This window comes from Brevibacillus sp. SKDU10 (assembly GCF_001645205.1).
GTDB classification, from domain to species: Bacteria; Bacillota; Bacilli; order Brevibacillales; family Brevibacillaceae; genus Brevibacillus_B; species Brevibacillus_B halotolerans.
In genome coordinates, this window is sequence record NZ_LSSO01000024.1 from 24,942 (window position 1) to 46,145 (window position 21,204).

Here is a 21,204-nt window from a genome sequence, read left to right on the forward strand (position 1 = left end):
CAAATTTCCGCATAAATTTACGGGAACAGGACGCTTAGCTTAACGTGAAAACAGCGTAGGTATCGACTTTAACTAATCTTCGCCTCAATCCGCAGCTTATCCGCCACCATCGCGATAAACTCGCTGTTCGTAGGTTTTGCCTTGGTATTAGAAACCGTATATCCAAACAAGCTAGAAATGGAATCCAGATTACCTCTTGACCACGCCACTTCAATCGCATGACGGATTGCTCGTTCCACACGGCTGGCTGTTGTATTAAACTTTTTAGCAATATCCGGATATAGTACCTTTGTGATAGAACCCAATAGTTCGACATCGTTATAGACCATCGTAATCGCTTCTCGCAAATATAAATATCCTTTAATATGAGCCGGCACTCCGATCTCATGGATAATGCTGGTTATATTGGCATCTAAATTACGTCCTTTATTTTGTATCATAGAAGAGGTTTTCATTACGGGGATAAAAGAGGTCTTGCTACCGATCATCTGACGAATTCGCTGTGCAAGAATGTCCATGTCAAAAGGCTTTAATATATAGTAAGATGCCCCAAGTTCTACCGCGCGCTTTGTAATCTCTTCTTGGCCAAATGCTGTCAGCATGATGATTTTAGGTTGAGGTGTTAGTCTCATCGCTTGAATTTGCTCTAATACAGCCAAGCCATCCAGATGAGGCATGATAATGTCCAAAATGATAATATCTGGAACACGCTCTTGGACGATCTTTAATACATCATTTCCGTTATAAGCGACCCCACTTACGCTCATATCACTCTGAGTGTTAATATACTCTTCAAGAAGACCTACAAACTCACGATTGTCATCAGCTAATACCACGCTTATCTTACTCAAATTCGTTCCTCCTTACGCATTCGATCACAGAGCATGATCTAACACTTCTTTCCTGTGAAGAAGTACGTTTCTCTTGATTCCTTATGGTAAATTATTCGACAGGTCATTTTTAACTCCTGCCCATGACGAAAGATTGAATGATATCTCTGATGATTCGACAAATAAGAGTAAAAGAATGTAAAAAGGTCTCAAGCAAGCATTTAGCTCGCCTTGAGACCCATAGATTGTTGTTGCTTTATCGTCAAACCCGCATCCTGAAGCATCCATTCAATAAAACAACCATAGCCAGAAGTAGGATCATTGACGAATACATGCGTAACTGCTCCAACCACTTTACCATCTTGAATAATAGGGCTGCCGCTCATACCTTGTACAATTCCACCTGTTTTTTCTAATAATCGCTTGTCATTAACCTTAATGATCATCCCTTTAGTTGCAGGAAAATGCTGTTTTACAACGTTGACAATTTCAATCTCAAACTCTTCTACCTCTTGTCCATTCACGACTGTTAAAATTTTTGCTGGACCTTCTTTTACCTGCTCAGCTAATGCTACCGGCAATGGTTCATTTCGCTTTGCTCTTTTGGGTTTGTCATACATTTTTCCGAAAATGCCAAACGGGGTGTTTTTAGAAATGTTGCCTAACACTTCATTTTCATTGTAAAAGCGGGCGAATTTCTCACCTGGATTCCCACTCTGCCCTTTCTCAATGGAAGTAACACTAGCCTGCACGATTTGTCCATCTCCCACAACGATAGGCTGTCCTGTATCTACATCTGAAATGACGTGACCAAGAGCTCCATATGCCTTTGATTCTGGCTCATAAAAAGTTAACGTACCCACACCTGCTGCGGAATCACGAATATAAAGTCCCATGCGATACTGATTATCTTTTTTGTCTTGTGCCGGTTTAAGTGTCAAAACGATCTTTTCTTTTCCACGTACAACCATGAGTTGAATAGATTGGTTCTTTGCACCAGCTTCATTTACAATCTTTTTGACTTCACTCATGTCATTAATGTACAGATCATTCATTTTGACAATCATATCTCCAACATGAATGCCAGATTTTTCACCAGGTGAAACTTTTTCTTTACCTGTATCAACCAAATGATGGCCAACTACAAGGACGCCAGCAGTCTGTAGCTTAACACCAATTGATTGTCCGCCAGGTATGACTTTCAGATCGGGGAGCACATTAACCTTAACTTCTTTAATGGGAAGCTTGCCAACTCGCCATTGCAGACGAGCCTGCCCTACTTTTTTGGGTGCTACTTGCAATGGTTGGCTAAAATCGACGTGTACTTCACGGGCTTTTATTCCGTTTACTTGCAAAATTTCGGGGTTACTGTTTACTAGTGTTCCCATTACAGGTACGGAAAGCTTTAATTGGCTAAGGGAACCTTCAAACAACCGTAGTTCTTTGGGTAAAGAGGTTACATCATGAAAGGGGGTTGAAGTAACAATAAACGCAGTCAAGAGTAAGAGCAGAGATCCAATCCATTTTCTTTTGTGATTTCGTATCACCCAGCAATCACTCCTAGCTTCCCTACCTACACCTACAGCTACACCTCACTTACTAATATTTAATGTTACCTGCACGCCACCTGTTTATAACACCAAAAAGCTGTCAATTTCAATTGACAGCTTTCCGCTCTTCTCCAAGGAGAATCATTTCCTTAGCATGCTCTTTTGTTTTCTCTGTAACTTCAGCTCCGCCAAGCATACGAGCAAGCTCGTTCACACGCTCTTCCGAAGACATGAGGACAACCGTTGTGCTGGTCTCCTGTTCATCCATCTGCTTTTGAATATAAAAATGGGCATCTGCCATAGAAGCTACTTGTGGTAAATGCGTAATACATAGCACTTGACGATGTTTCGCTACTCGTGCCAATTTTTCCGCAATAGCTTGAGCAGCTCGACCGCTTACACCAGTATCTACTTCGTCGAAGATCAAAGTACCCACCTGCTCGGTAGTAGCTAGTATGCTTTTAATCGCGAGCATGACACGGGATAATTCCCCTCCAGACGCAATCTTAGTTAAGGGACGCAGAGGTTCACCTGGGTTCGGCGCAATCAAAAATTCTATCTCATCAATCCCGCGAGAACTCACCCTAACTCGATTACCCTCAACCTCAATGCCTCGCTCGTCTGGAATATGCTTAATCTCAATTGCAAAACGTGCTCGCTCCATATGCAATTCTTTTAGCTCATGCTCAATTAGATTTGCAAGCTCTATTGCTAACTCACGGCGGAGCGTACTTAATTCCAGAGCCTCAACAGCTACATCAGCTTCGGCTTCACGGAGTGTTTTCTCCATTTGTTGCAGACGATCATCATAATGCTGGATTTCATCTAGTTCATCCTGTATACCTGCTGCATATTCCAAAATCTCATCTACGGACTTACCATACTTGCGTTTTAATCCAGATAATTGGTCTAATCTGCCTTCTACTTCAGCTAGGATAGCAGGATCAAAATCCAAACGATCCTTTAAATGACGCAATTGTTGAACGGTATCCTCTACCTGATAATAGGCACTTTGAATCGTTTCTACGATCGGAACTAGCTGTTCATCATATTGTTGTACCCGCTCCAATTCTCCCATAGCGTGCCCTAGCCAATCTTGTCCCCTCTGATCTCCATAAAGGGACATGTAAGCATCCTGTACACCAGCAAATATTTTTTCAATATTAGCCCACTTTTTACGTTGCTGCATGAGCTTCTCATCTTCACCAGGGATTAATTTTGCCGCTTCAATTTCATTTAACTGATAGCTTAATAAGTCAATGCGTTGCATTAATTCGCGCTCGTTTTTAGCCATTCGTGATAAATCCTGCACGGCTTTGCGATATTTTTGATATAAATGATTAAATTCCTGTTTTGTTCCAGCCAAGCGAGATTCCCCATAAGCATCGAGCCAGCGAATATGCTTATCTGATTGCATAAGCGCCTGATGATCATGCTGACCGTGTACGTTTACCAGCCACGGGCCTAATTCTCGTAACATTGCTAACGTAATTAGCTGGCCATTAACGCGAATGATGCTTTTACCCGTAGAGGAAATATCCCGACGTACAACCAGGATACCATCAGGATCAACCTGAATGCCGAAGTTCTCACAGACGGCGTAAGCAGGGTGCCCTTGCTTGCATTCGAACAGACCTTCTATCTCTGCCCGTTTTTCTCCGTAACGGATAAGCTCTGCTGAACTGCGATCACCGAGCAATTGCCCCAGCGCATCGATAATAATGGATTTACCTGCCCCTGTCTCCCCTGTCAGGATATTAAGCCCGTGCCCAAAAGAGATAGTGGTGTGTTTGATAATCGCAAAATTGCGTATGGTTAGTTCGTGGATCATGCATACCCTTCCTTATAGCATGTCTAAGAAGCGTTGGGACACTTCTTTTGCATTCTCTTTGGTTCGACAAATGATTAAAATCGTATCATCACCGCAAACACAACCCATTATCTCATTCCAATGTAGATTGTCAATCAGAACAGCAACGGAATTGGCATTTCCTGGCATTGTTTTTAGTACGATCAGGCTTTCAGAAAAATCAATGCTCACAAAGGAATCCAATAGCACGCGCTTCATTTTTTGCAATGGATTAAACTTTTGGTCCGTTGGTACAGAATATTTGTAACGGCCGTCACTCATCGGGATTTTTATCAAATGCAGTTCTTTAATATCACGTGAAACAGTAGCCTGTGTTACACTGTACCCGTTTGAACGCAGGTATTCTACGAGCTCATCCTGTGTTTCTATATCATTATTCATGATGATCTCTTTGATTTTGATGTGTCGTTGGCCTTTATTCATACATTTACTCCCATTCACCTTGTAATTTAGTTCGAATTAATTCATAAAAATTGCCCTGTGTCCATTTGATCAGCGGTGTAACATGCTTGGATTGCTCAACAAAAATCTCATCTCCGCCCTCTAAACGAGAACCAAATTGACCATCGATCGAAAGTCCAATCTCATCATGCACAGCATCTACCTCAATTCGAAGGCGTTGATCTGATGCTAGCACGATAGGTCTCGCCGTTAAAGAATGAGAAGCAATTGGTGTAAGCAAAAGCATGGCAACATTTGGAGCTACAATTGGACCACCCGCTGCTAACGAATAGGCCGTAGAGCCAGTCGGGCTGGAGACGATAATCCCATCTCCACTAAAAGTTCCTACATAAAATCCATTTGAATAAACGGAACACTTAATGATCCGACAGAATGATCCTTTGGTGATCCCAATATCATTCATAGCTGTATAAGTGGCAAGTCGTTCACCTTGTCGGTACAACTCAGTGGTGAGCATACTTCGTTCTTCTGTATAGTATTGCCCGGATAATAGCTTCTCTACGGCATCGGTTAGATTATCTGGCTCTGCCTCTGACAAAAAGCCTAATGTACCAAGATTAATACCGAGCACTGGTAAATTATGACCAGCTAGCTGCCGAGCGATACCGAGTAAGGTGCCATCTCCCCCAAGCACGCAAAGAATCTCCACATATTTTGAAAAGTCATAAAGGGGTACAGCCACATCTTCTCGACCAATCACTCCTGCTAAATCTTGTTCCAAATAAACTTTTGCCCCACGCGCTTCCAACAAGTATAATAACTCACGGGCGACCACGCGTGCTTTAGGCTTACCCTTGTTTGCGATAATTCCAATGGACTTCACAGTGTCACCCCAGTATCTTTGATCATCTGCTTCTAGCAGGGATATAACGCGAATCTGATCCCAATGAATTCTTGCTGATCATCTCAGATGAGGGTTACTCGTTTGATTAATTTGAAACGAAGGATTCGCTTTAACATTTGTTCATCTTTATACAATTATACATATTTTTTTGCATAATGGATAGAGGGAGTAAGGCTTCCTTCTCATATCCAACAAGCTTAAGAACGCATAAAACCTGCTTCTTAATATGCAATTATAATCTTTCCACATATTCCTTTGCTTCTTTAAGGGACAGCCCCAGTACTAGTCTTGCTTCTTTGATCGCTTCTATTTGTTTTCCTTCAGAAAGTAATGTAATTAGCTTCGCATTTACCGGATGATTCAAAACGGCATTGTTATTTGGTTTTGTATGCTCAGAATAATCTGTGACTCCAACCTGAGCAGCAATTTGCTGTAGGATGACATCCATTTTTTTACATTGATTTTGCAGCCTATTAACCTTTTCAGCTAGCAGTAATACAATGCAAACTAAGACCATTATTATCGTAAGTTCCATGATCTCCTCTCCTATTTTCTTTTTTAGGGACAACACTTAGCATCCTTATAAACAATGTAACATGGACAAATCAAATTATCTTGTAAGAATCGTCTATCAAAATGATTTTATGGCTTCAGATAAAGAAAAAACCTCAAATTCATTAGAAAATGATTTGAGGTTCTGTTATTCATTTGCTTACATCTTACTCAATTGCTGATGTGCCTCGACGACAACTTCTTCAATACGTGGAAGCCACCACGGCTCATCCTGTTCTACAACACGCTCATCAGCCCGCGGTTTATAAAGATGGAGAAGAAACTCAATATTTCCCTCTCCTCCCGTGATTGGCGAATAGCTGACACCCTTTACTTGAAAGCCTAATGTCGTAGCAAATCCGGCGATCTCTTCTATGACTTGACGATGCACACTGGCATCCCGGACGATTCCATTTTTGCCCACTTTTTCTTTACCTGCTTCAAATTGTGGCTTTACCAATGCTAGTACATGTCCACCTTCTTGTAAAAACGTATACAGTACTGGCAAAATCAGCCTTAATGAAATAAATGATACATCTATCGAAGCCATGTTTGGCATTTCGTGTTCAAAAGTAGCCGGGTCCATATGGCGGAAGTTCGTACGTTCCATGACAACGACTCGTTCATCCTGACGTAATTTCCACGCTAGTTGATTGTAGCCTACATCAATGGCATAAACCTTTCGTGCCCCATTTTGCAGGGCACAGTCCGTAAAGCCTCCCGTGGACGAGCCAATATCCATCATAATCCGATCGGTTAAGTCAATTTGAAACTCTTTAATAGCCTTTTCCAGCTTAAGCCCACCCCGGCTTACATATGGATGAAGATCACCTTTTACTTGAATAGCAACATCCTCTGGAAATTTTGTACCTGGTTTATCGCATCTTTCACCCGCAACAATAACAAGCCCTGCCATAACGGCTCGTTTTGCCTTTTCTCGGGTCTCATAAAGACCTCGATCTGCAAGTAAGACATCTAATCGTTCTTTTTTCATAGTCGTTATTAAGCCCTCTGTTTATTTACTGGTAGCAAGGATCGTACACGTGCAGCGATCGCTTCCGCTGTTAAACTGATTTCTTGTCGTTGCTCCTTAACACTTCCATGCTCAACAAAATAATCGGGAATCCCCATCGGTTCCACTACCATATTATGATAGCCTTGTTCCGCATAAAATTCCATGACTGCACTGCCAAAGCCACCTTGTACACAGCCCTCTTCGACAGTAACAATATCCATATTTTCCTTGGCAAGACGCAAGAGCAATTCCTCGTCTAATGGTTTACAAAAACGTGCATTGACAAACATCGGCATGATGCCATCCATTTGCAAAAGATTAATGGCTTTTTCCGCGACGTCATAAATATGCCCAAATGAAAGAACAGCTACGCCTTTCCCCTCTCTAACTACTTCCATCTGACCGATTGGAAGGGCCTTGAGCTCTTCATCCATTTTGACACCAAGACCATTTCCGCGCGGATAGCGGAAGGAAATAGGACCATCATATTCTGCCGCTGTTTTCATCATATGCTGCATTTCATTCTCATCTTTTGGAGCCATAATGACCATATTGGGAATGGCACGCATAAAAGCAATATCATAAACACCTTGGTGCGTCTCTCCATCAGCTCCTACCAAACCAGCACGGTCTACCGCAAAAACAACTGGTAGCTTCATTCGAGCAACATCATGGATTAACTGGTCATAGGCACGTTGCAAAAAGGTGGAATAAATCGCCAGGAACGGCTTCATTCCTTGTGTCGCCAGCCCAGCGGCGAATGTACAAGCATGTTGTTCAGCAATCCCCACATCAAACATTCGCTCTGGATATACTGAAGCATACTTTAAGAGACCTGAACCATCTGGCATAGCCGGTGTAATCGCTACAATACGATCGTCTTGCTGTGTTAGCTTAATTAACGTATCAGCAAATACACTCTTGTAGGCAGGCGAAGCAGCAACGGCTTTAATCATTTCACCAGATTCAATCTTATAGGTATCTGTTCCGTGCCATTTCATTGCGTTTTGTTCCGCTGGCAGATAGCCTTTTCCTTTTTTGGTGATCACATGCAATAAGACCGGTCCACGTGTATTCGCAGCTGTACGCAGTGAATCAATCACAAGCTCTAGGTTATGTCCATCAATAGGACCAATGTACGTAAAGCCCAGCTCTTCGAATAAAATGCCGGATACAAGCATGTATTTCATGCTATCCTTGACCTTTTCAGCCAGTTGAGCCAATTTGCCCCCTACAGCGGGAATCGCCTTGAGTAGGCTTTCCACCTCATCCTTAGCTCTATTATAAATATGATCTGTACGTAATTTGCCCAGATAGTTATGCATAGCACCTACATTTGGTGCGATGGACATTTCATTATCATTTAAGACCACGATTACATTCTTCTTTTCATGACCAATGTGATTTAAGGCTTCAAAAGCCATACCGCCTGTCAATGCACCGTCTCCAATAACACCTATCACATGGTAATTTTCCTTCTTCAAATCGCGGGCGCTCGCCATGCCCATGGCACCTGACAACGAAGTGCTGCTATGCCCTGTTTCCCAAACATCATGAGCACTCTCCGCCATTTTTGGAAAACCGCACAATCCCTTATATTGACGCAGTGTCGGAAAATCATCTTTTCGTCCAGTTAAAATTTTATGTACATAGGCTTGATGGCCAACATCCCATAAAATTTTATCCTTTGGACTGTTAAAGCAATAGTGTAGTGCGATCGTTAGCTCCACAACTCCTAGGTTAGGAGCTAAATGCCCCCCTGTTTTAGAGAGGTTTTCTATCAGGAACCGACGAATTTCTTCGGACAACTGCTGTAATTGGGAGATTGTCAAATGCTTGAGATCATCTGGGCTCTTCATGTTTTCAAGCAACACTGTAACCCCTCGCTTTCACTAAGTCGCAAACCTTCCATACTAATCATACATAATGCTTCACAAAAAATTACACGTACACGCATTATATCCTTTTCTTATGTAAAAAACCATAAGAGAGTAATGATATCTCTCTTTAGGCAAAAATCCTTCATGCTAGCTTACACGCTCCATCACATACTCCGCTAGTGCAAAGAGAGCAGGATGATTAATCTCTACTGCTACAAGCTCAGCTTGAGCCTCCTTGACAAGCAAAGCTAGACGTCGTTTGGATTCAGCAAGTCCAAGTAACGCAGGATATGTAGCTTTCTCTTTACTCGCATCACTTCCTACAGCTTTACCAAGCAATGCCGCATCTCCCTCAACGTTTAAAATGTCATCTTTAATCTGGAAGGCTAGTCCGATCTTAACAGCATAATTGGTTAGGGCCTGCAATTGCTTTGGTGTTGCTTCTGCCAGATATCCTCCGCCTCGCAAAGCCGCAACCAGCAGATCGCCTGTTTTATGTAAGTGGATATACTCTAATTGCTCAAGGGAAAGCTGTTTGCCTTCTCCCATAATATCAGCCATCTGGCCACCTACCATCCCTCGTTCACCGGCACGCTGCCCAAGCTCAGCTATCAATTGGACAGTTGTTTCAGCTTTAACCTCGGGATGATGTAGATAAGAGCTAGCCACTAGACCAAACGCTCTTGTCAGTAGGGCATCTCCTGCTAAAATAGCAGTGGCTTCACCAAATACCTTATGATTAGTCGGTTTACCCCTACGTAAATCATCATCATCCATGGCAGGGAGATCGTCATGAATCAATGAGTAAGTGTGAATCATTTCTAAGGCTATCGCATATGGAAGGCCACGTTCAATTGGTTGATGAAACGCTTCCAGTACCGCTAGAACAAGAATGGGACGCAACCGCTTCCCACCAGCCATCAATGAGTAGTGCATTGATTCGTACAGTTCGGCAGGAACGCCTTCTGTAGATAGTGCTCTTGGTAATTCAGCTTCCAGTAATGCAATTTTTTCATTTAAATAATCCTTCAGACTAAAACTCATGCTAGTCCTCCTCCACATGGAACGGACGCTCGGATATGCTGCCGTCTTGGTCTAGAAGCTGAATCACCTTGGCTTCAATTGCATCTAGCTTTGTTGCACATTGACGAGATAATTGGATTCCTTCTTGATACAACTCAATCGCTCTCTCTAAAGGAACATCGCCTTCTTCTAGCTGACGCACCACTTCTTCCAGCCGTTGCATTGCTTCTTCAAATAAAAGCTCTGTTTCCTGCGCTGCTTTTTTACGAGCCATGGTTCTCTTCCTTTCGCTCTATGTCTGTTACCGTTGTCATGATCTTCCCATCTTGATATCGTATCATGAGCTGATCTCCCACTTCAATTCCTTCAACAGATTTGATTAATGCATCATCTTTATAGGATAGGCTAAAGCCACGTTGCATAACCCTTAACGGACTCAAGGCATCCAAATGCTGGACCAAAGACAGCCATGCTTGCCTTGATCGTTCCGTTTTTTGTTTCATATACTGTGTTAATTGGCTCTCCATTCGGTTGACTTGGTCTCGTCTTTCTGCCACCTGTCGCTCCAATCGAATTTGTTTTAGCCGTTTTTTCACATGGCTGACTTGCTCACGTTTACGGACTACTTTCATTTTCACCATAGCACTAAGACGTAGTGTTACTTCGTCAATTCGCTGTCGTCGCTCTTCTACTCGGCGCAACGGATTTTTTAGCCCATACGATTGCTGTAATCGTTGTAAATGGGTGCGCTTCTCTTGAAGCTGCGTTTGGAGAGCACGAGCCAGTCGATGATCTAGCTGTTTAATTCTCTCCAGCCACTCCAAATAATGAGGTACGGCTAACTCGGCTGCCGCCGTCGGTGTGGCCGCTCGGATATCAGCAACAAAGTCTGCAATTGTATAATCTGTCTCATGGCCAACTGCTGAGATTACTGGTACTTGAGAAGCTACGATAGCTCTGGCAACGGCCTCGTCATTAAATGCCCAAAGCTCTTCAATTGAACCCCCTCCTCGACCCACGATCATAACATCCACTTGATACTGATTAATGTGTCTGATGGCACGGATGATAGAAGCAGGGGCCTCAACACCTTGTACAATTGCTGGAGCAAGCATAATTTCTGCTTGAGGGTACCTGCGCTTAATTGTAGTAATAATATCTCGTATCGCTGCTCCTGTAGGTGAAGTAACCACTCCGATTGTTTTCGGAAACCTCGGTAAAGCCCGCTTTCTTTCAGAAGCAAACAGACCTTCCTGCTGCAGTTTTTCTTTTAATTGTTCAAAAGCAAGGAACAAAGCTCCTATCCCATCGGGTTGTAATTCTCTTGCATATAATTGATATGCTCCGTCCCTTTCAAATACAGAAATGGAACCACGCACAATTGCTTTGGTTCCATTCTTCGGTATAAATGTAAGGAAACGGTTATAGCTAGCAAACATCACGATTTTAAGCCGTGAATCCTTGTCTTTTAACGTGAAGTACATATGACCGCTGTGATGATGCGTAAAGTTGGATATCTCTCCACGAACCCAAACATCAGCTAGTCTAAGATCTCCCTCCATCATACGCTTCACATAGCGGTTTAACTCCGCGACAGACATGACCCCTGCTGGCTTCATAAACGATCCCTTCCTCTATCTACAATTATACAGTCAGTTTACGCCTTGCTGAGATGACCGTATTCTGCATGAGCATTGTAATTGTCATTGGACCAACGCCACCTGGAACTGGAGTGATATGACTCGCTACTTCCTTCACTTCATCAAACAAAACATCTCCAGTCAGCTTGCCATCTAGGCGATTCATTCCAACATCAATGACAATAGCGCCATCCTTTACATGCTCTTTCTTGATTAAGTGAGCGATTCCTACTGCAACCACCAATATGTCTGCCTGACGAGTATGTTCCTCTAGGTTTTTAGTACGAGAATGACACATAGTAACCGTAGCATTTTCATGTAACAGTAATAATGAAACGGGTTTCCCTACAATATTACTGCGGCCGACTACTACAGCATGCTTACCCTCCATACTAATTCCTGTACTTTTAATCAGCTCAATCACACCATGTGGCGTGCAAGGAAGAAACGTCTCTTTGCCAATACTTAAGTTCCCAACGCTGATCGGATGAAAGCCATCTACATCCTTTTCCGGGGAAATCGTATCAATAATTGCTTCCTCGTTCATATGCTTTGGTAAAGGTAATTGTACCAAAATCCCATGAATGTTCGGATCTTGATTTAATTCCTTTACTAAATCCACTACTTCCTGTTGTGTTACATTACTTTCAAGACGAAATGACTTAGAGTAAATCCCCGTTTCTTCACACGCTTTGATTTTACCGTTCACATACGTTTGAGAAGCAGGATCATCACCAACTAAAACAACAGCCAAACCAGGTTGAATCCCTTTATCAACTAGTTCTGCCACCTCTTGTTTGATTCGTTCACGATATGATTTTGCAAACTCTTTACCATTGATTACTTGGGCTGTCATATTTGTCACTCCTCCATATTCGTTCATCTGTATACAGTAAGTGTAGCGGAAAGAGGATACAGGTGTAAAGACGAATTTTTTTAACAAAAAAACTTTTAATGTTCGCCTTTAGCTTTCATCCACCCTAGCATAGCCACACCATAGGCATTATCACCTGTATAAGCAGGGTCACAGAAAAAGAGTTTGCCCTTAACCGCTGGATGTTCGAGTCGCTTAATCAAGCGTTCACGTATGTATAGGTTGGCAGCCACACCACCTACAATCAGAACTTCTCGACCGTGGCCAGCCTCCATCGCATTGCGCAAGGCTTTTTCTAAACTGTTAGCCACGCACTGCTCCGTTGCACGTGCAATCTGAGCTGGAGTTGCCAGTTTCTCTTTAATTGCTCGTAATAAAGCATTTTCTGGACCAGAGAAGCTAAAGGTAAGTCCTTTTACAGAAGAGGATACCCTGAACTCCTCTAGTGAGGTCTCTTCGCGATCTACTTCTTTTGCCAGTTCCTCCAGATAAGGGCCTGCAGGAAAAGGCAGTTTCAATGCTACTCCAATGCGATCTACCAGTTGTCCCGCATGCAGATCGATCGTTCCTCCAATGATATCTATCTGGTAGCCTGTTTCAATCCGTTGGCACGAAAGAATTTCACTGGTTCCTCCAGATAAATGGACAGCTAAAAATCGATCATTAGCTGGTCGGTCAATAGCAGTAAACTCGCCTGCCGCGATGTGACCTTCCTGATGCGTTGTCAGATAAAGAGGGACACGCAAAAATAAAGAAAGTGATTTACCTAGACCTTCACCCACTTTAAAAACAGGCATGTAGGACCCGTCTTTAGGACGAGGTTTTTCACTCACACATATCCCCTTTACTTGATACTCTTGTAATTTTAGTTGATCACAAAGTTCAGGAAGGTTCATCACATGCTGAAAGACGGCTTCCGATTGTTGCAAACCCCGTTCTCCCTCTTTCACACGCAAGAGTTTTTTGGCTTCTGCGACAATCTCACCGTCTTCTGTAGCAAGGCAAAGCGATGTCCGATAATTGCTGGTGTCAATTCCTACCATCACGTTTTTCATTCGCTTCACCTATCATTTATTCTTGAGTTTCTACTCTTTCATTGCTTTGCAGATAATTAGACAGCACGCCATTCACAAAACGATAAGACTGATTGTCGCTAAACAGCTTCGCTAGCTCAATCGCTTCATTCACTATTACGCGGGCAGGTACTCCCTCTTCAAACATCAATTCAAAAAAGGCAAGGCGTAAAATCGCTCGATCTACATTTGCAATACGATCCAATTGCCACCCACGCAGATATTGTTTTACTGCTTCATCAATGGAATCTAAATTATTTAATGTGCCTTCTACCAGGTACAAAAGGTATTTATTATCTTGTGAGCTGTCTTCCATTACCATCTGTAAAGCATGGTGTAGCTCAACCTCAGCCATGTCGATTTGAAAAAGGATTTGAACCGCTTTTTCGCGTGCAATTCTGCGTTTCATGTACTTAGTCACCTACTATTTAAATTTGCCAGGTAAAATCCGATCGAGAATTTCTCGCAGGTCTTCTTTTCGATCCAGTTTTTGTCCGATAAAGTAGCCTGTCCCAATAAACACGATGAAAACCAGCGTGTTCCAGAAGCCTACTATCAAATAAATGATACCAAAAAGAAAACCAGCCAGAACTCCTAACAGTTTCCCCTTATGTTCCCATAATAACTCCCAAAGCATCCTATTCACCCTCTAATCCAACTTTCTGTTTCGAACGGCGACATTATTTTCCTTTGAGACGACTTCCGTTACCACAACAGTCACCTCTGCGATGTCAACGCCAGCGATGCTTTCCACTTGCTGTTTTACTTCGGTTTGCAACGTTTGCGTCATTTCAGGAATTGGGGATTCACCATCTACAGTGATTTTCAAAATGATCGCATTCCCGTTTTCCATTGAGCGAATTGTGGTGGTAAGATCGCGAACACCACGAACCTTTCGCCCTGCGCGTTCTGCAATCGCTTTGATTGTTGCAAAGCTGATATTTACCATTCCATTCTCATTGCGTTGGTAAATCCCTTTTTCTTCTCGTACCCTTCGCTGTGGAAACGCACTGAAAATAAACCGAACACTAATCACCAAGAAGATGACAGCTACAATTAGATAGGGAATGTTAATCATATCCGCATTATACAATTCACGAAGCACCGCTTCTACATAGTACGGCTGAATTAGACGAGTAATGACACCAATCGCAATAATTGAGCCCGCAGTGAGCGCAATACTGTAAATTGTTAGGATAAACCGGTCAAAAAGATTCATGCGCGCCTCTCCTTTGTAGGAAACATCAACCAGCAAAGAACTCTGATCAGCATGCTCGACCAGTAGGAAAAATGCCCCCTAAGCTGGGGGCACTCCTAATAAGGTTTATCGAACCCGCTGATATTCTTCCGTTTGTGTAGCAGGTGGAGTTGCTGCTGGTTGTACTTTTTCCTCGGATTTTAATTCAACATCGATGATATGTACATTTACTTCCACCACTGATAGCCCAGTCATCGCTTCAATCGCGTTCCGCACGCTATCTTGAATGTTTCGAGCTACCTCAGGAATTCGATGGCCGTATTTTACGATAATGGAAACGTCAACTGCTGCTTCTTTGGAGCCTACTTCTACACGTACTCCTCGGGCTGCGTTTTTTTTCCCTAACTTTTCAACGAAATCTCCAACCAATCCACCGCTCATATGGGCAACTCCCTCAACTTCAGCAGATGCCATACCAGCAATAACTTCCAAGACTTCGGGAGCGATCTGGATTTTTCCAAGCTCTGATTTTGTCTCTTCTGCATCTATGAATTCCACGCTTCGCACCTCCCTTTTCAATTACACCTCATTATAACAGCGGGGTGTGATTTTTTGCAAACATCCTAGAGATCATTCAAATGAAGATCGTATGTCTCTAAAAATTTTGTATCAAATTGTCCACTGATAAAAACTTCATGCTCTAATAATTTTAAGTGGAAAGGAATTGTCGTATGAACGCCTTCGATCATTAATTCCTGCAAAGCGCGCTTCATGCGCTCGATAGCTTCCTCACGCGTTTTTCCCCAAACGATTACCTTTGCAATCATGGAATCATAGTAAGGCGGAATCGTATATCCAGGGTATGCAGCGCTATCAATCCGAACACCAAACCCACCCGGCGCTAGGTAGCCCTCAATTTTACCCGGTGATGGCATAAAGTTCTTTGCCGGATTTTCAGCATTGATACGGCACTCAATGGACCAGCCATTCAAGACAATATCGTCTTGTGTAAAGGACAAATGGTTGCCATATGCAACACTGATTTGCTCTTTAATAAGGTCTATCCCTGTAATCATTTCAGTTACCGGATGCTCTACTTGTATACGAGTATTCATTTCCATGAAGTAGAATTGGCCGTGTTTGTCCAATAGGAATTCTACCGTACCTGCACCATGATAATTTACAGCTTGAGCGGCAGCTACAGCAGCCTCTCCCATCTGTTTGCGCAGCTCTTGACTTAGCGCTGGAGATGGAGCTTCTTCGACTAATTTTTGGTGGCGTCGTTGAATGGAGCAGTCACGTTCTCCAAGGTAAACCACATTACCATGCTTATCGCCCATGATTTGAATCTCTACGTGACGAGGACCTTCAACGAATTTTTCTAAATAAACGCCAGCATTTCCAAATGCGGTTTTTGCTTCATTTTGTGCTTGACGAATTGCTTTCTCTAAATCCTCTTCATCTACAGCTACTCGCATGCCTCGACCGCCGCCGCCTGCCGTAGCCTTGACCATAACAGGATATCCAATCTCTTTTGCCGTATCCAAAGCTTCAGCAATGCTTTCGATCAGCCCGTCCGTACCAGGTACAGTAGGAACCCCTGCACGCTTCATGGTATCTTTAGCTGTGGATTTATCTCCCATACCAGTTATTGCTTCTGGATCTGGTCCGATAAAAGTGATGTTACAAGCCGAGCAAATCTCAGCAAAGTCAGCATTCTCTGCTAAAAATCCATATCCTGGATGAATCGCATCTGCTCCCACTTTGGTCGCAACGCTCATGATACTTGCCATATTTAAATAGCTGTCTTTCGAAGCAGTAGGTCCTATACAGTAAGCCTCATCCGTGAGCTTTACATGCAAGGCTTCTCGATCTGCCTCAGAGTATACAGCAACCGTTTGGATACCTAATTCGCGGCATGCACGGATAACGCGCACGGCAATTTCACCGCGGTTGGCAATGAGAATCTTTTGAAACATCGCGTTTCTCCTCCAATTATTGTGCCTTTACCAAGAATAAAGGTTGACCGTATTCTACTAGTTGTCCATCTTCTGCTAGGACTTTAACGATTTCGCCAGTCACTTCTGCTTCGATTTCATTGAATAATTTCATTGCTTCTACAATACATACAACCTTATTTGGCGTAACTCGATCACCCGGATTTACATAGACTGGTGCTCCTGGTTCTGGAGATGTGTAGAATGTCCCTACCATTGGTGAAACAATTTTATGCAAATTAGCCTCATTTTCTACTGGTGGAGCCGCAACAGCTGGTGCTGCCGTAGCTTGTTGTGGTGCAACAGCAGCTTCCATTTTCGGTGTGTGTTGCTCGGCTGGAGCTGATGTATAAGCAACAGGCTCAGAGCGTACAACAACTTGTTGAGCTGCTTCTACTCCGCCGCTTTTTTTAATAGAGAGCTTAGAGCCATCCGCCTCAAGCTCAAATTCTTTAATGGAGGATTGGTCCAGCAATTTGATAATTTCACGGATCTCATGCAGTTTAAACACTACCTAGCACCCCTTTGTTCATTCAATAATTTAGCTCTTTTGTCGATTAGAATGACGATTATGATTGCATGTTATGAGCTGGTCATAAAATTTATGGTAACTTTTTGTCACGCGAACGTCAAGAAAGGATTTCTTTCTCATTCTTAACTAAATTCGAGAAAGAAATCCTTTTTTCCCCCTTAGGGTTGAAAACTAACTGTAATATTTTTACCTGGAACATTTAAATGTTGTTTGGCAAGAGCAATCAATTTAATTGCTTCCTTCGAATCGACCTTTTCCTTCTGCACAATAATGCTGACGCTGTCCTTTTGGGTATTTACTACGCAATCCTTATAGCCCTTTGTTTTGATTAGCTCTTCTAACGCTAGTGTTTGTTGCTCAAGCGTGGATAACTCCTCTAAACGTGCATTTGCTTCTGCTATCGCTTGGGGAGTCGAATTGGAGTTGGTCATAATAGCTGTTTGCTCATCCTTTTGTAATTGGGTCATCGCTTCTCGTTTCAGCTTATATCCTTGGAAAACATCGGCTGCTTCTGGTGCGGGCAATGTCGTCGTATCGGGTACTGTGGCTGTATCTGGAGTTTTATTGGCGGCTTTTTGATTCGCCTTCTCAGCATCTTTGCCAGAAGACTGTGCTGTAGCTTTATCTACTGCACCTTTGCTTTCAACAGCTTTTGCATCTGGCATTGGCTGGTCTAATTGCTTGGTATCTACTTCAATTCCTGTGATCGATTGATTTTCCTTTTGTGCTTCTTTATGATCAGTGGTTGCCGGCACCTGATCGTTTGGACCTTTAACCATATAATATCCGGACAGCACGACCATTACCGCAAGCATTGTTAACAACCAGACTGTTTGTTTACGTAAAATCATTTGAAATCCCTCCTACTATTTTTTGGGCAAAATAGAAATTTTATAAGCAGGTACTTCTAATGTTTTCTGCACGGCTTCTGTAATCCAAGCTTTCACCTGAATGTTTTCGGCTCCTTTTGCTACAACCAGCACTCCTCTCACTTTAGGTTTTAAGGTTTTCACTACGACAGGCTGTTCTTGTTTGGAACCATTCATGATTACTACCTGTTCGTTGCGGGATTGGTCACTTTGAGCGCGAGTCGCTTTTTCTTTGTCGGTTTCGTTTGTAGTGGCTTGTCGTTGTTCTCGATTTTTCTCTACCACCACTTCTGGAGTCGAATCGAGATTCACCATCACTTCTACAGAGCCCACTCCTGTTACCTTTTCTAAAATATCCTTGAGCTGGGTCTCAAAACGATTCTCGTATTCTCGAATTAAATCGCCACCTGTTGCATGAGAAGAGAAAGCGGGAGCGCTTTTAACCGGATCATCAGGAGGCTGTACAGAACTATAGGTACCTTCTTGCTCTCGTGCTATATCTGGAGTGAACGACAAAAAATCTGTAAAGATCATGAATGCCGCGCCTAAGCAAAGCAGGATAATAAAATAATGTAGCGGCTTCATCTTTTTTGGCTCATCCTTGGATTGAATCAGTTTCTTTAATGAATTCAGCATAATGGGTCCCCCCTTTCAGATACCGCCCAATCAGCGCTTTTCCGCTTCCTGTTTGGGAGCAATTATTTGGACCTGCTTTATTTCCACACCGCATTCCTTGGCTAGATACGCCGCAATCTCTCCATGAAGCGGGTCTTGTTTTGCCACCGAAGCAGAAGCTACTACGGCTTCATCCTTTCTCTCACTTCTCTCTTGTTGATTATTTAGATTTATCTCTACAGATTGGATCGGCTTAATTTTTTCAATAGGTGGATTTATCCCTTCCTTCCGTTCTTGCCGGGCTTTATTTGTAGGAGGTTGATCTGGCCCAATCGTTGCCGTGATTTCTTTTATTGCTTGTTCCCTGGTGCCATGCGATGCAAACCGAATCGCTACATCTGAGAGCGTCACCCCAAAAGTCAGCTTTACCTTTTCAGCAAGCAGATTGCTTAATTGCGAGGAGACATATTGGTTCATTTGATCATCTTTGGCTTGAATTAATTTCTGGGTTAATTGCTCCCACTGTGACTGTTTCTCTTGCTTTTTCTTGTTCTGCTCGTTTTGGTAAATGCCAATTTTTGTGGCTATTTCATCTGGAGTAATTTGAAATATAGAGAAGACTGGCGACATGATCGTTAGCAAAATAATAAGCCCCATCACCATTTTCACGTATTGCTGTATTTTCGTATTGGGCAGAATAAGATCCAGAAAGGCGGCTAACAACACTAGCAGAACAACCTTTCGCAACCAGAGATTCAACCATTCCATTTCATTTCACCTACCGAACCATCAAGGATATGTTTCCAGCTGCAATAATGATGGTAATGGCTAAAAAGAACATCAATCCAACTGTGGCTAGGGCTGCAAAAACATACAGCAGACTTTTACCGATAGTACCTAGTGCTTTGATAATCGGGCTATTTCCCAACGGTTGCAGTATCGCTGAGGAAAAATTATAGATAAGGGCCAATATCAGAATTTTCATAGCTGGAAAAGCACATAAGAGGAGCAGAATGATCACACCAGCCAGTCCCACTGCATTTTTAACAAGAACAGAAGCACTTACGACGGTATCTGCTGCATCCGTGAACATTCGCCCAACCACAGGTACAAAATTACCTGTGATATACTTTGCTGTGCGAATCGTGACCCCATCTGCCATTGCTGTGGTAGCTCCCTGAATGCTCAAGATGGCAAGAAAGATTGTTAAAAAGGAACCCATCACTCCCATAGCTACATTTCGAAGCAAGATCGCGAGCTGTGTTACTTTATATCTTTCTGAAAATAGACTCACAATAGACAGCATGGCTGAGAGAAATAAAAGCGGAAAAATGATCGTGGAAATGAGAAACCCGCTTATATTGATCATGAAGACAATAATAGGATGGAACATAGCTGCTGAGGCCATGTTACCCATGGAAGCAAGCAAGGCAAGTACAAGCGGTATCATGGCAAGCATAAAGTCTGACATCCCTTGAATGGCACCCTTGGCATAGGTAATCGCCACATGAAAGCTATTCATCGCAAGCACCATCAGAACCAGATAAGCAATAGCGTAAGCTACGACGGATACTGTATTTTTTTCAAAAGCATTTTGCATGGATTCTAGTAGCATCGCGAATACCGTAATGATGATGATCGAGCTGAGTAGCTTCCCATTCATCAGAATTTCATGAAAGAAGAATTTTAAAATACCTTTAAGCATCCCTGATGGTGACAAACTGCCATCCTCCATCAGCAATTGCATGAAGCCTTTTTGTTTCAGATCTGGCAGGTACCCCTCATACTGATCCAATGTCTTTTTCCAAAAGGTCTCAATTTGTTGTAGATTTAAATGCTCCGTCTGCTGCTTGACCATTTTTTCCACTGGAGAAAAATTCTCGGGATTTGATGATGCTGCGATGGCACCATTTGCAAAGAATAGCAGAAGAAACAGGAGCAGGAGGGTACATCTGTGTGCCATCGTTCATCCTCACCTCCCTTTAAGCAGGCAGTAAATTGACGACTGTTTCAATAATGATTTGAATAATGGGAACAGCCATGACAAGAATAAGCACTTTGCCAGCTAATTCAATTTTGGAGGCGATTGCCCCTTGTCCAGCATCTCTTGTCACCTGCGCTCCAAATTCGGCAATGTAAGCAATCCCGATAATCTTTAGAATCGTGCTAAGAAACACAAGGTTGAGGTCTGCATGGACAGCTAACTTTTCCAAAACACGAATAACATCAGATATCTTGCCAATTAAAAAGGTAAAAATGATGACACCGCTTACGATAGCCAGCAAAAAGGCGAATAAGGGTTTTTGTTCTTTGATAACAAGGGCGAGAAGCGTTGCTACTAAGCCCAGACCGACAATTTGTACAATGTCCAACGGCTCCT

24 protein-coding genes are annotated in these 21,204 nt (G+C 42.8%); all 24 read right to left on the reverse strand.

Features of this window, described 5'->3' with window-relative positions:
• Positions 1-68 precede the first annotated feature (68 nt).
• Positions 69-851: a sporulation transcription factor Spo0A gene (gene spo0A / locus AYJ08_RS03040; RefSeq protein ID WP_003337874.1), complete on the reverse strand. Its 783-nt coding sequence runs from the start codon at positions 849-851 to the stop codon at positions 69-71.
• A gap of 200 nt (positions 852-1,051) precedes the next feature.
• Positions 1,052-2,377: a SpoIVB peptidase gene (spoIVB, locus tag AYJ08_RS03045; RefSeq protein WP_064016539.1), complete on the reverse strand. Its 1,326-nt coding sequence runs from the start codon at positions 2,375-2,377 to the stop codon at positions 1,052-1,054.
• A gap of 109 nt (positions 2,378-2,486) precedes the next feature.
• Entirely contained in the window at positions 2,487-4,211 is a 1,725-nt protein-coding gene (gene recN / locus AYJ08_RS03050) for a DNA repair protein RecN (protein ID WP_064016540.1), read from the reverse strand.
• Positions 4,212-4,223: 12 nt separating this feature from the next.
• On the reverse strand, positions 4,224-4,673 hold the full coding sequence (gene ahrC / locus AYJ08_RS03055; RefSeq protein ID WP_064016541.1) for a transcriptional regulator AhrC/ArgR: 450 nt from the start codon (positions 4,671-4,673) through the stop codon (positions 4,224-4,226).
• A gap of 4 nt (positions 4,674-4,677) precedes the next feature.
• Positions 4,678-5,535 carry an NAD(+)/NADH kinase gene (locus AYJ08_RS03060; protein ID WP_031414337.1) on the reverse strand — a complete coding sequence of 286 codons (858 nt, stop codon included), beginning with the start codon at positions 5,533-5,535 and terminating at the stop codon, positions 4,678-4,680.
• Between the two features lie 253 nt (positions 5,536-5,788).
• Positions 5,789-6,091, reverse strand: coding sequence for a hypothetical protein (locus tag AYJ08_RS03065; RefSeq protein WP_064016542.1), 303 nt, complete (start codon positions 6,089-6,091; stop codon positions 5,789-5,791).
• Between the two features lie 177 nt (positions 6,092-6,268).
• Positions 6,269-7,102, reverse strand: coding sequence for a TlyA family RNA methyltransferase (locus AYJ08_RS03070; RefSeq protein ID WP_064016543.1), 834 nt, complete (start codon positions 7,100-7,102; stop codon positions 6,269-6,271).
• Between the two features lie 8 nt (positions 7,103-7,110).
• Positions 7,111-8,997: a 1-deoxy-D-xylulose-5-phosphate synthase gene (gene dxs / locus AYJ08_RS03075; protein ID WP_064016544.1), complete on the reverse strand. Its 1,887-nt coding sequence runs from the start codon at positions 8,995-8,997 to the stop codon at positions 7,111-7,113.
• 153 nt (positions 8,998-9,150) lie between these two features.
• Positions 9,151-10,047 (reverse strand): polyprenyl synthetase family protein, encoded by an 897-nt coding sequence (locus tag AYJ08_RS03080; RefSeq protein ID WP_064016545.1) that lies wholly within the window; start codon positions 10,045-10,047, stop codon positions 9,151-9,153.
• A 1-nt stretch (position 10,048) separates the two neighbouring features.
• Entirely contained in the window at positions 10,049-10,300 is a 252-nt protein-coding gene (xseB, locus tag AYJ08_RS03085; protein WP_003337884.1) for an exodeoxyribonuclease VII small subunit, read from the reverse strand.
• Positions 10,290-11,645 carry an exodeoxyribonuclease VII large subunit gene (xseA, locus tag AYJ08_RS03090; RefSeq protein ID WP_064016546.1) on the reverse strand — a complete coding sequence of 452 codons (1,356 nt, stop codon included), beginning with the start codon at positions 11,643-11,645 and terminating at the stop codon, positions 10,290-10,292. Before xseA ends, xseB begins: the two co-directional genes overlap by 11 nt.
• 25 nt (positions 11,646-11,670) lie before the next feature.
• Entirely contained in the window at positions 11,671-12,522 is an 852-nt protein-coding gene (gene folD / locus AYJ08_RS03095; protein ID WP_064016547.1) for a bifunctional methylenetetrahydrofolate dehydrogenase/methenyltetrahydrofolate cyclohydrolase FolD, read from the reverse strand.
• Positions 12,523-12,617: 95 nt separating this feature from the next.
• Positions 12,618-13,595 carry a tRNA (adenosine(37)-N6)-threonylcarbamoyltransferase complex transferase subunit TsaD gene (locus AYJ08_RS03100; RefSeq protein ID WP_064016548.1) on the reverse strand — a complete coding sequence of 326 codons (978 nt, stop codon included), beginning with the start codon at positions 13,593-13,595 and terminating at the stop codon, positions 12,618-12,620.
• Positions 13,596-13,611: 16 nt separating this feature from the next.
• The gene (gene nusB, locus AYJ08_RS03105; RefSeq protein ID WP_064016549.1) at positions 13,612-14,022 is read right to left on the reverse strand and encodes a transcription antitermination factor NusB; all 411 of its coding nucleotides are present in this window, start codon (positions 14,020-14,022) and stop codon (positions 13,612-13,614) included.
• A gap of 15 nt (positions 14,023-14,037) precedes the next feature.
• Entirely contained in the window at positions 14,038-14,250 is a 213-nt protein-coding gene (locus AYJ08_RS03110) for a DUF2273 domain-containing protein (protein WP_003337889.1), read from the reverse strand.
• Between the two features lie 12 nt (positions 14,251-14,262).
• A complete protein-coding gene (gene amaP / locus AYJ08_RS03115) occupies positions 14,263-14,832 on the reverse strand; it encodes an alkaline shock response membrane anchor protein AmaP (RefSeq protein WP_003337890.1) in 570 nt (189 codons plus the stop codon).
• 105 nt (positions 14,833-14,937) lie between these two features.
• Positions 14,938-15,369: an Asp23/Gls24 family envelope stress response protein gene (locus AYJ08_RS03120; RefSeq protein WP_003337891.1), complete on the reverse strand. Its 432-nt coding sequence runs from the start codon at positions 15,367-15,369 to the stop codon at positions 14,938-14,940.
• A gap of 65 nt (positions 15,370-15,434) precedes the next feature.
• Positions 15,435-16,790, reverse strand: coding sequence for an acetyl-CoA carboxylase biotin carboxylase subunit (gene accC, locus AYJ08_RS03125; protein WP_064016550.1), 1,356 nt, complete (start codon positions 16,788-16,790; stop codon positions 15,435-15,437).
• A 16-nt stretch (positions 16,791-16,806) separates the two neighbouring features.
• Entirely contained in the window at positions 16,807-17,319 is a 513-nt protein-coding gene (gene accB / locus AYJ08_RS03130; RefSeq protein ID WP_064016551.1) for an acetyl-CoA carboxylase biotin carboxyl carrier protein, read from the reverse strand.
• Positions 17,320-17,498: 179 nt separating this feature from the next.
• A complete protein-coding gene (locus tag AYJ08_RS03135) occupies positions 17,499-18,191 on the reverse strand; it encodes a SpoIIIAH-like family protein (RefSeq protein WP_064016552.1) in 693 nt (230 codons plus the stop codon).
• A gap of 15 nt (positions 18,192-18,206) precedes the next feature.
• Positions 18,207-18,845: a stage III sporulation protein AG gene (spoIIIAG, locus tag AYJ08_RS03140; RefSeq protein WP_003337895.1), complete on the reverse strand. Its 639-nt coding sequence runs from the start codon at positions 18,843-18,845 to the stop codon at positions 18,207-18,209.
• Positions 18,846-18,875: 30 nt separating this feature from the next.
• Entirely contained in the window at positions 18,876-19,592 is a 717-nt protein-coding gene (gene spoIIIAF, locus AYJ08_RS03145) for a stage III sporulation protein AF (RefSeq protein ID WP_064016553.1), read from the reverse strand.
• Between the two features lie 10 nt (positions 19,593-19,602).
• Positions 19,603-20,787 carry a stage III sporulation protein AE gene (gene spoIIIAE, locus AYJ08_RS03150; protein WP_064016554.1) on the reverse strand — a complete coding sequence of 395 codons (1,185 nt, stop codon included), beginning with the start codon at positions 20,785-20,787 and terminating at the stop codon, positions 19,603-19,605.
• A 19-nt stretch (positions 20,788-20,806) separates the two neighbouring features.
• Positions 20,807-21,196, reverse strand: a complete 390-nt coding sequence (gene spoIIIAD / locus AYJ08_RS03155) for a stage III sporulation protein AD (RefSeq protein ID WP_003337898.1) — start codon at positions 21,194-21,196, stop codon at positions 20,807-20,809.
• Positions 21,197-21,204: the final 8 nt, after the last annotated feature.

Coding starts and splice junctions, on each gene's coding strand:
- recN (WP_064016540.1), bottom strand. CDS start 4,211: ATGATCCACGAACTAACCATACGCAATTTTGCGATTATCAAACACACC.
- ahrC (WP_064016541.1), bottom strand. CDS start 4,673: ATGAATAAAGGCCAACGACACATCAAAATCAAAGAGATCATCATGAAT.
- AYJ08_RS03065 (WP_064016542.1), bottom strand. CDS start 6,091: ATGGAACTTACGATAATAATGGTCTTAGTTTGCATTGTATTACTGCTA.
- AYJ08_RS03070 (WP_064016543.1), bottom strand. CDS start 7,102: ATGAAAAAAGAACGATTAGATGTCTTACTTGCAGATCGAGGTCTTTAT.
- AYJ08_RS03080 (WP_064016545.1), bottom strand. CDS start 10,047: ATGAGTTTTAGTCTGAAGGATTATTTAAATGAAAAAATTGCATTACTG.
- xseB (WP_003337884.1), bottom strand. CDS start 10,300: ATGGCTCGTAAAAAAGCAGCGCAGGAAACAGAGCTTTTATTTGAAGAA.
- xseA (WP_064016546.1), bottom strand. CDS start 11,645: ATGAAGCCAGCAGGGGTCATGTCTGTCGCGGAGTTAAACCGCTATGTG.
- folD (WP_064016547.1), bottom strand. CDS start 12,522: ATGACAGCCCAAGTAATCAATGGTAAAGAGTTTGCAAAATCATATCGT.
- AYJ08_RS03100 (WP_064016548.1), bottom strand. CDS start 13,595: ATGAAAAACGTGATGGTAGGAATTGACACCAGCAATTATCGGACATCG.
- nusB (WP_064016549.1), bottom strand. CDS start 14,022: ATGAAACGCAGAATTGCACGCGAAAAAGCGGTTCAAATCCTTTTTCAA.
- AYJ08_RS03110 (WP_003337889.1), bottom strand. CDS start 14,250: ATGCTTTGGGAGTTATTATGGGAACATAAGGGGAAACTGTTAGGAGTT.
- amaP (WP_003337890.1), bottom strand. CDS start 14,832: ATGAATCTTTTTGACCGGTTTATCCTAACAATTTACAGTATTGCGCTC.
- accC (WP_064016550.1), bottom strand. CDS start 16,790: ATGTTTCAAAAGATTCTCATTGCCAACCGCGGTGAAATTGCCGTGCGC.
- AYJ08_RS03135 (WP_064016552.1), bottom strand. CDS start 18,191: ATGATTTTACGTAAACAAACAGTCTGGTTGTTAACAATGCTTGCGGTA.
- spoIIIAG (WP_003337895.1), bottom strand. CDS start 18,845: ATGCTGAATTCATTAAAGAAACTGATTCAATCCAAGGATGAGCCAAAA.
- spoIIIAF (WP_064016553.1), bottom strand. CDS start 19,592: ATGGAATGGTTGAATCTCTGGTTGCGAAAGGTTGTTCTGCTAGTGTTG.
- spoIIIAE (WP_064016554.1), bottom strand. CDS start 20,787: ATGGCACACAGATGTACCCTCCTGCTCCTGTTTCTTCTGCTATTCTTT.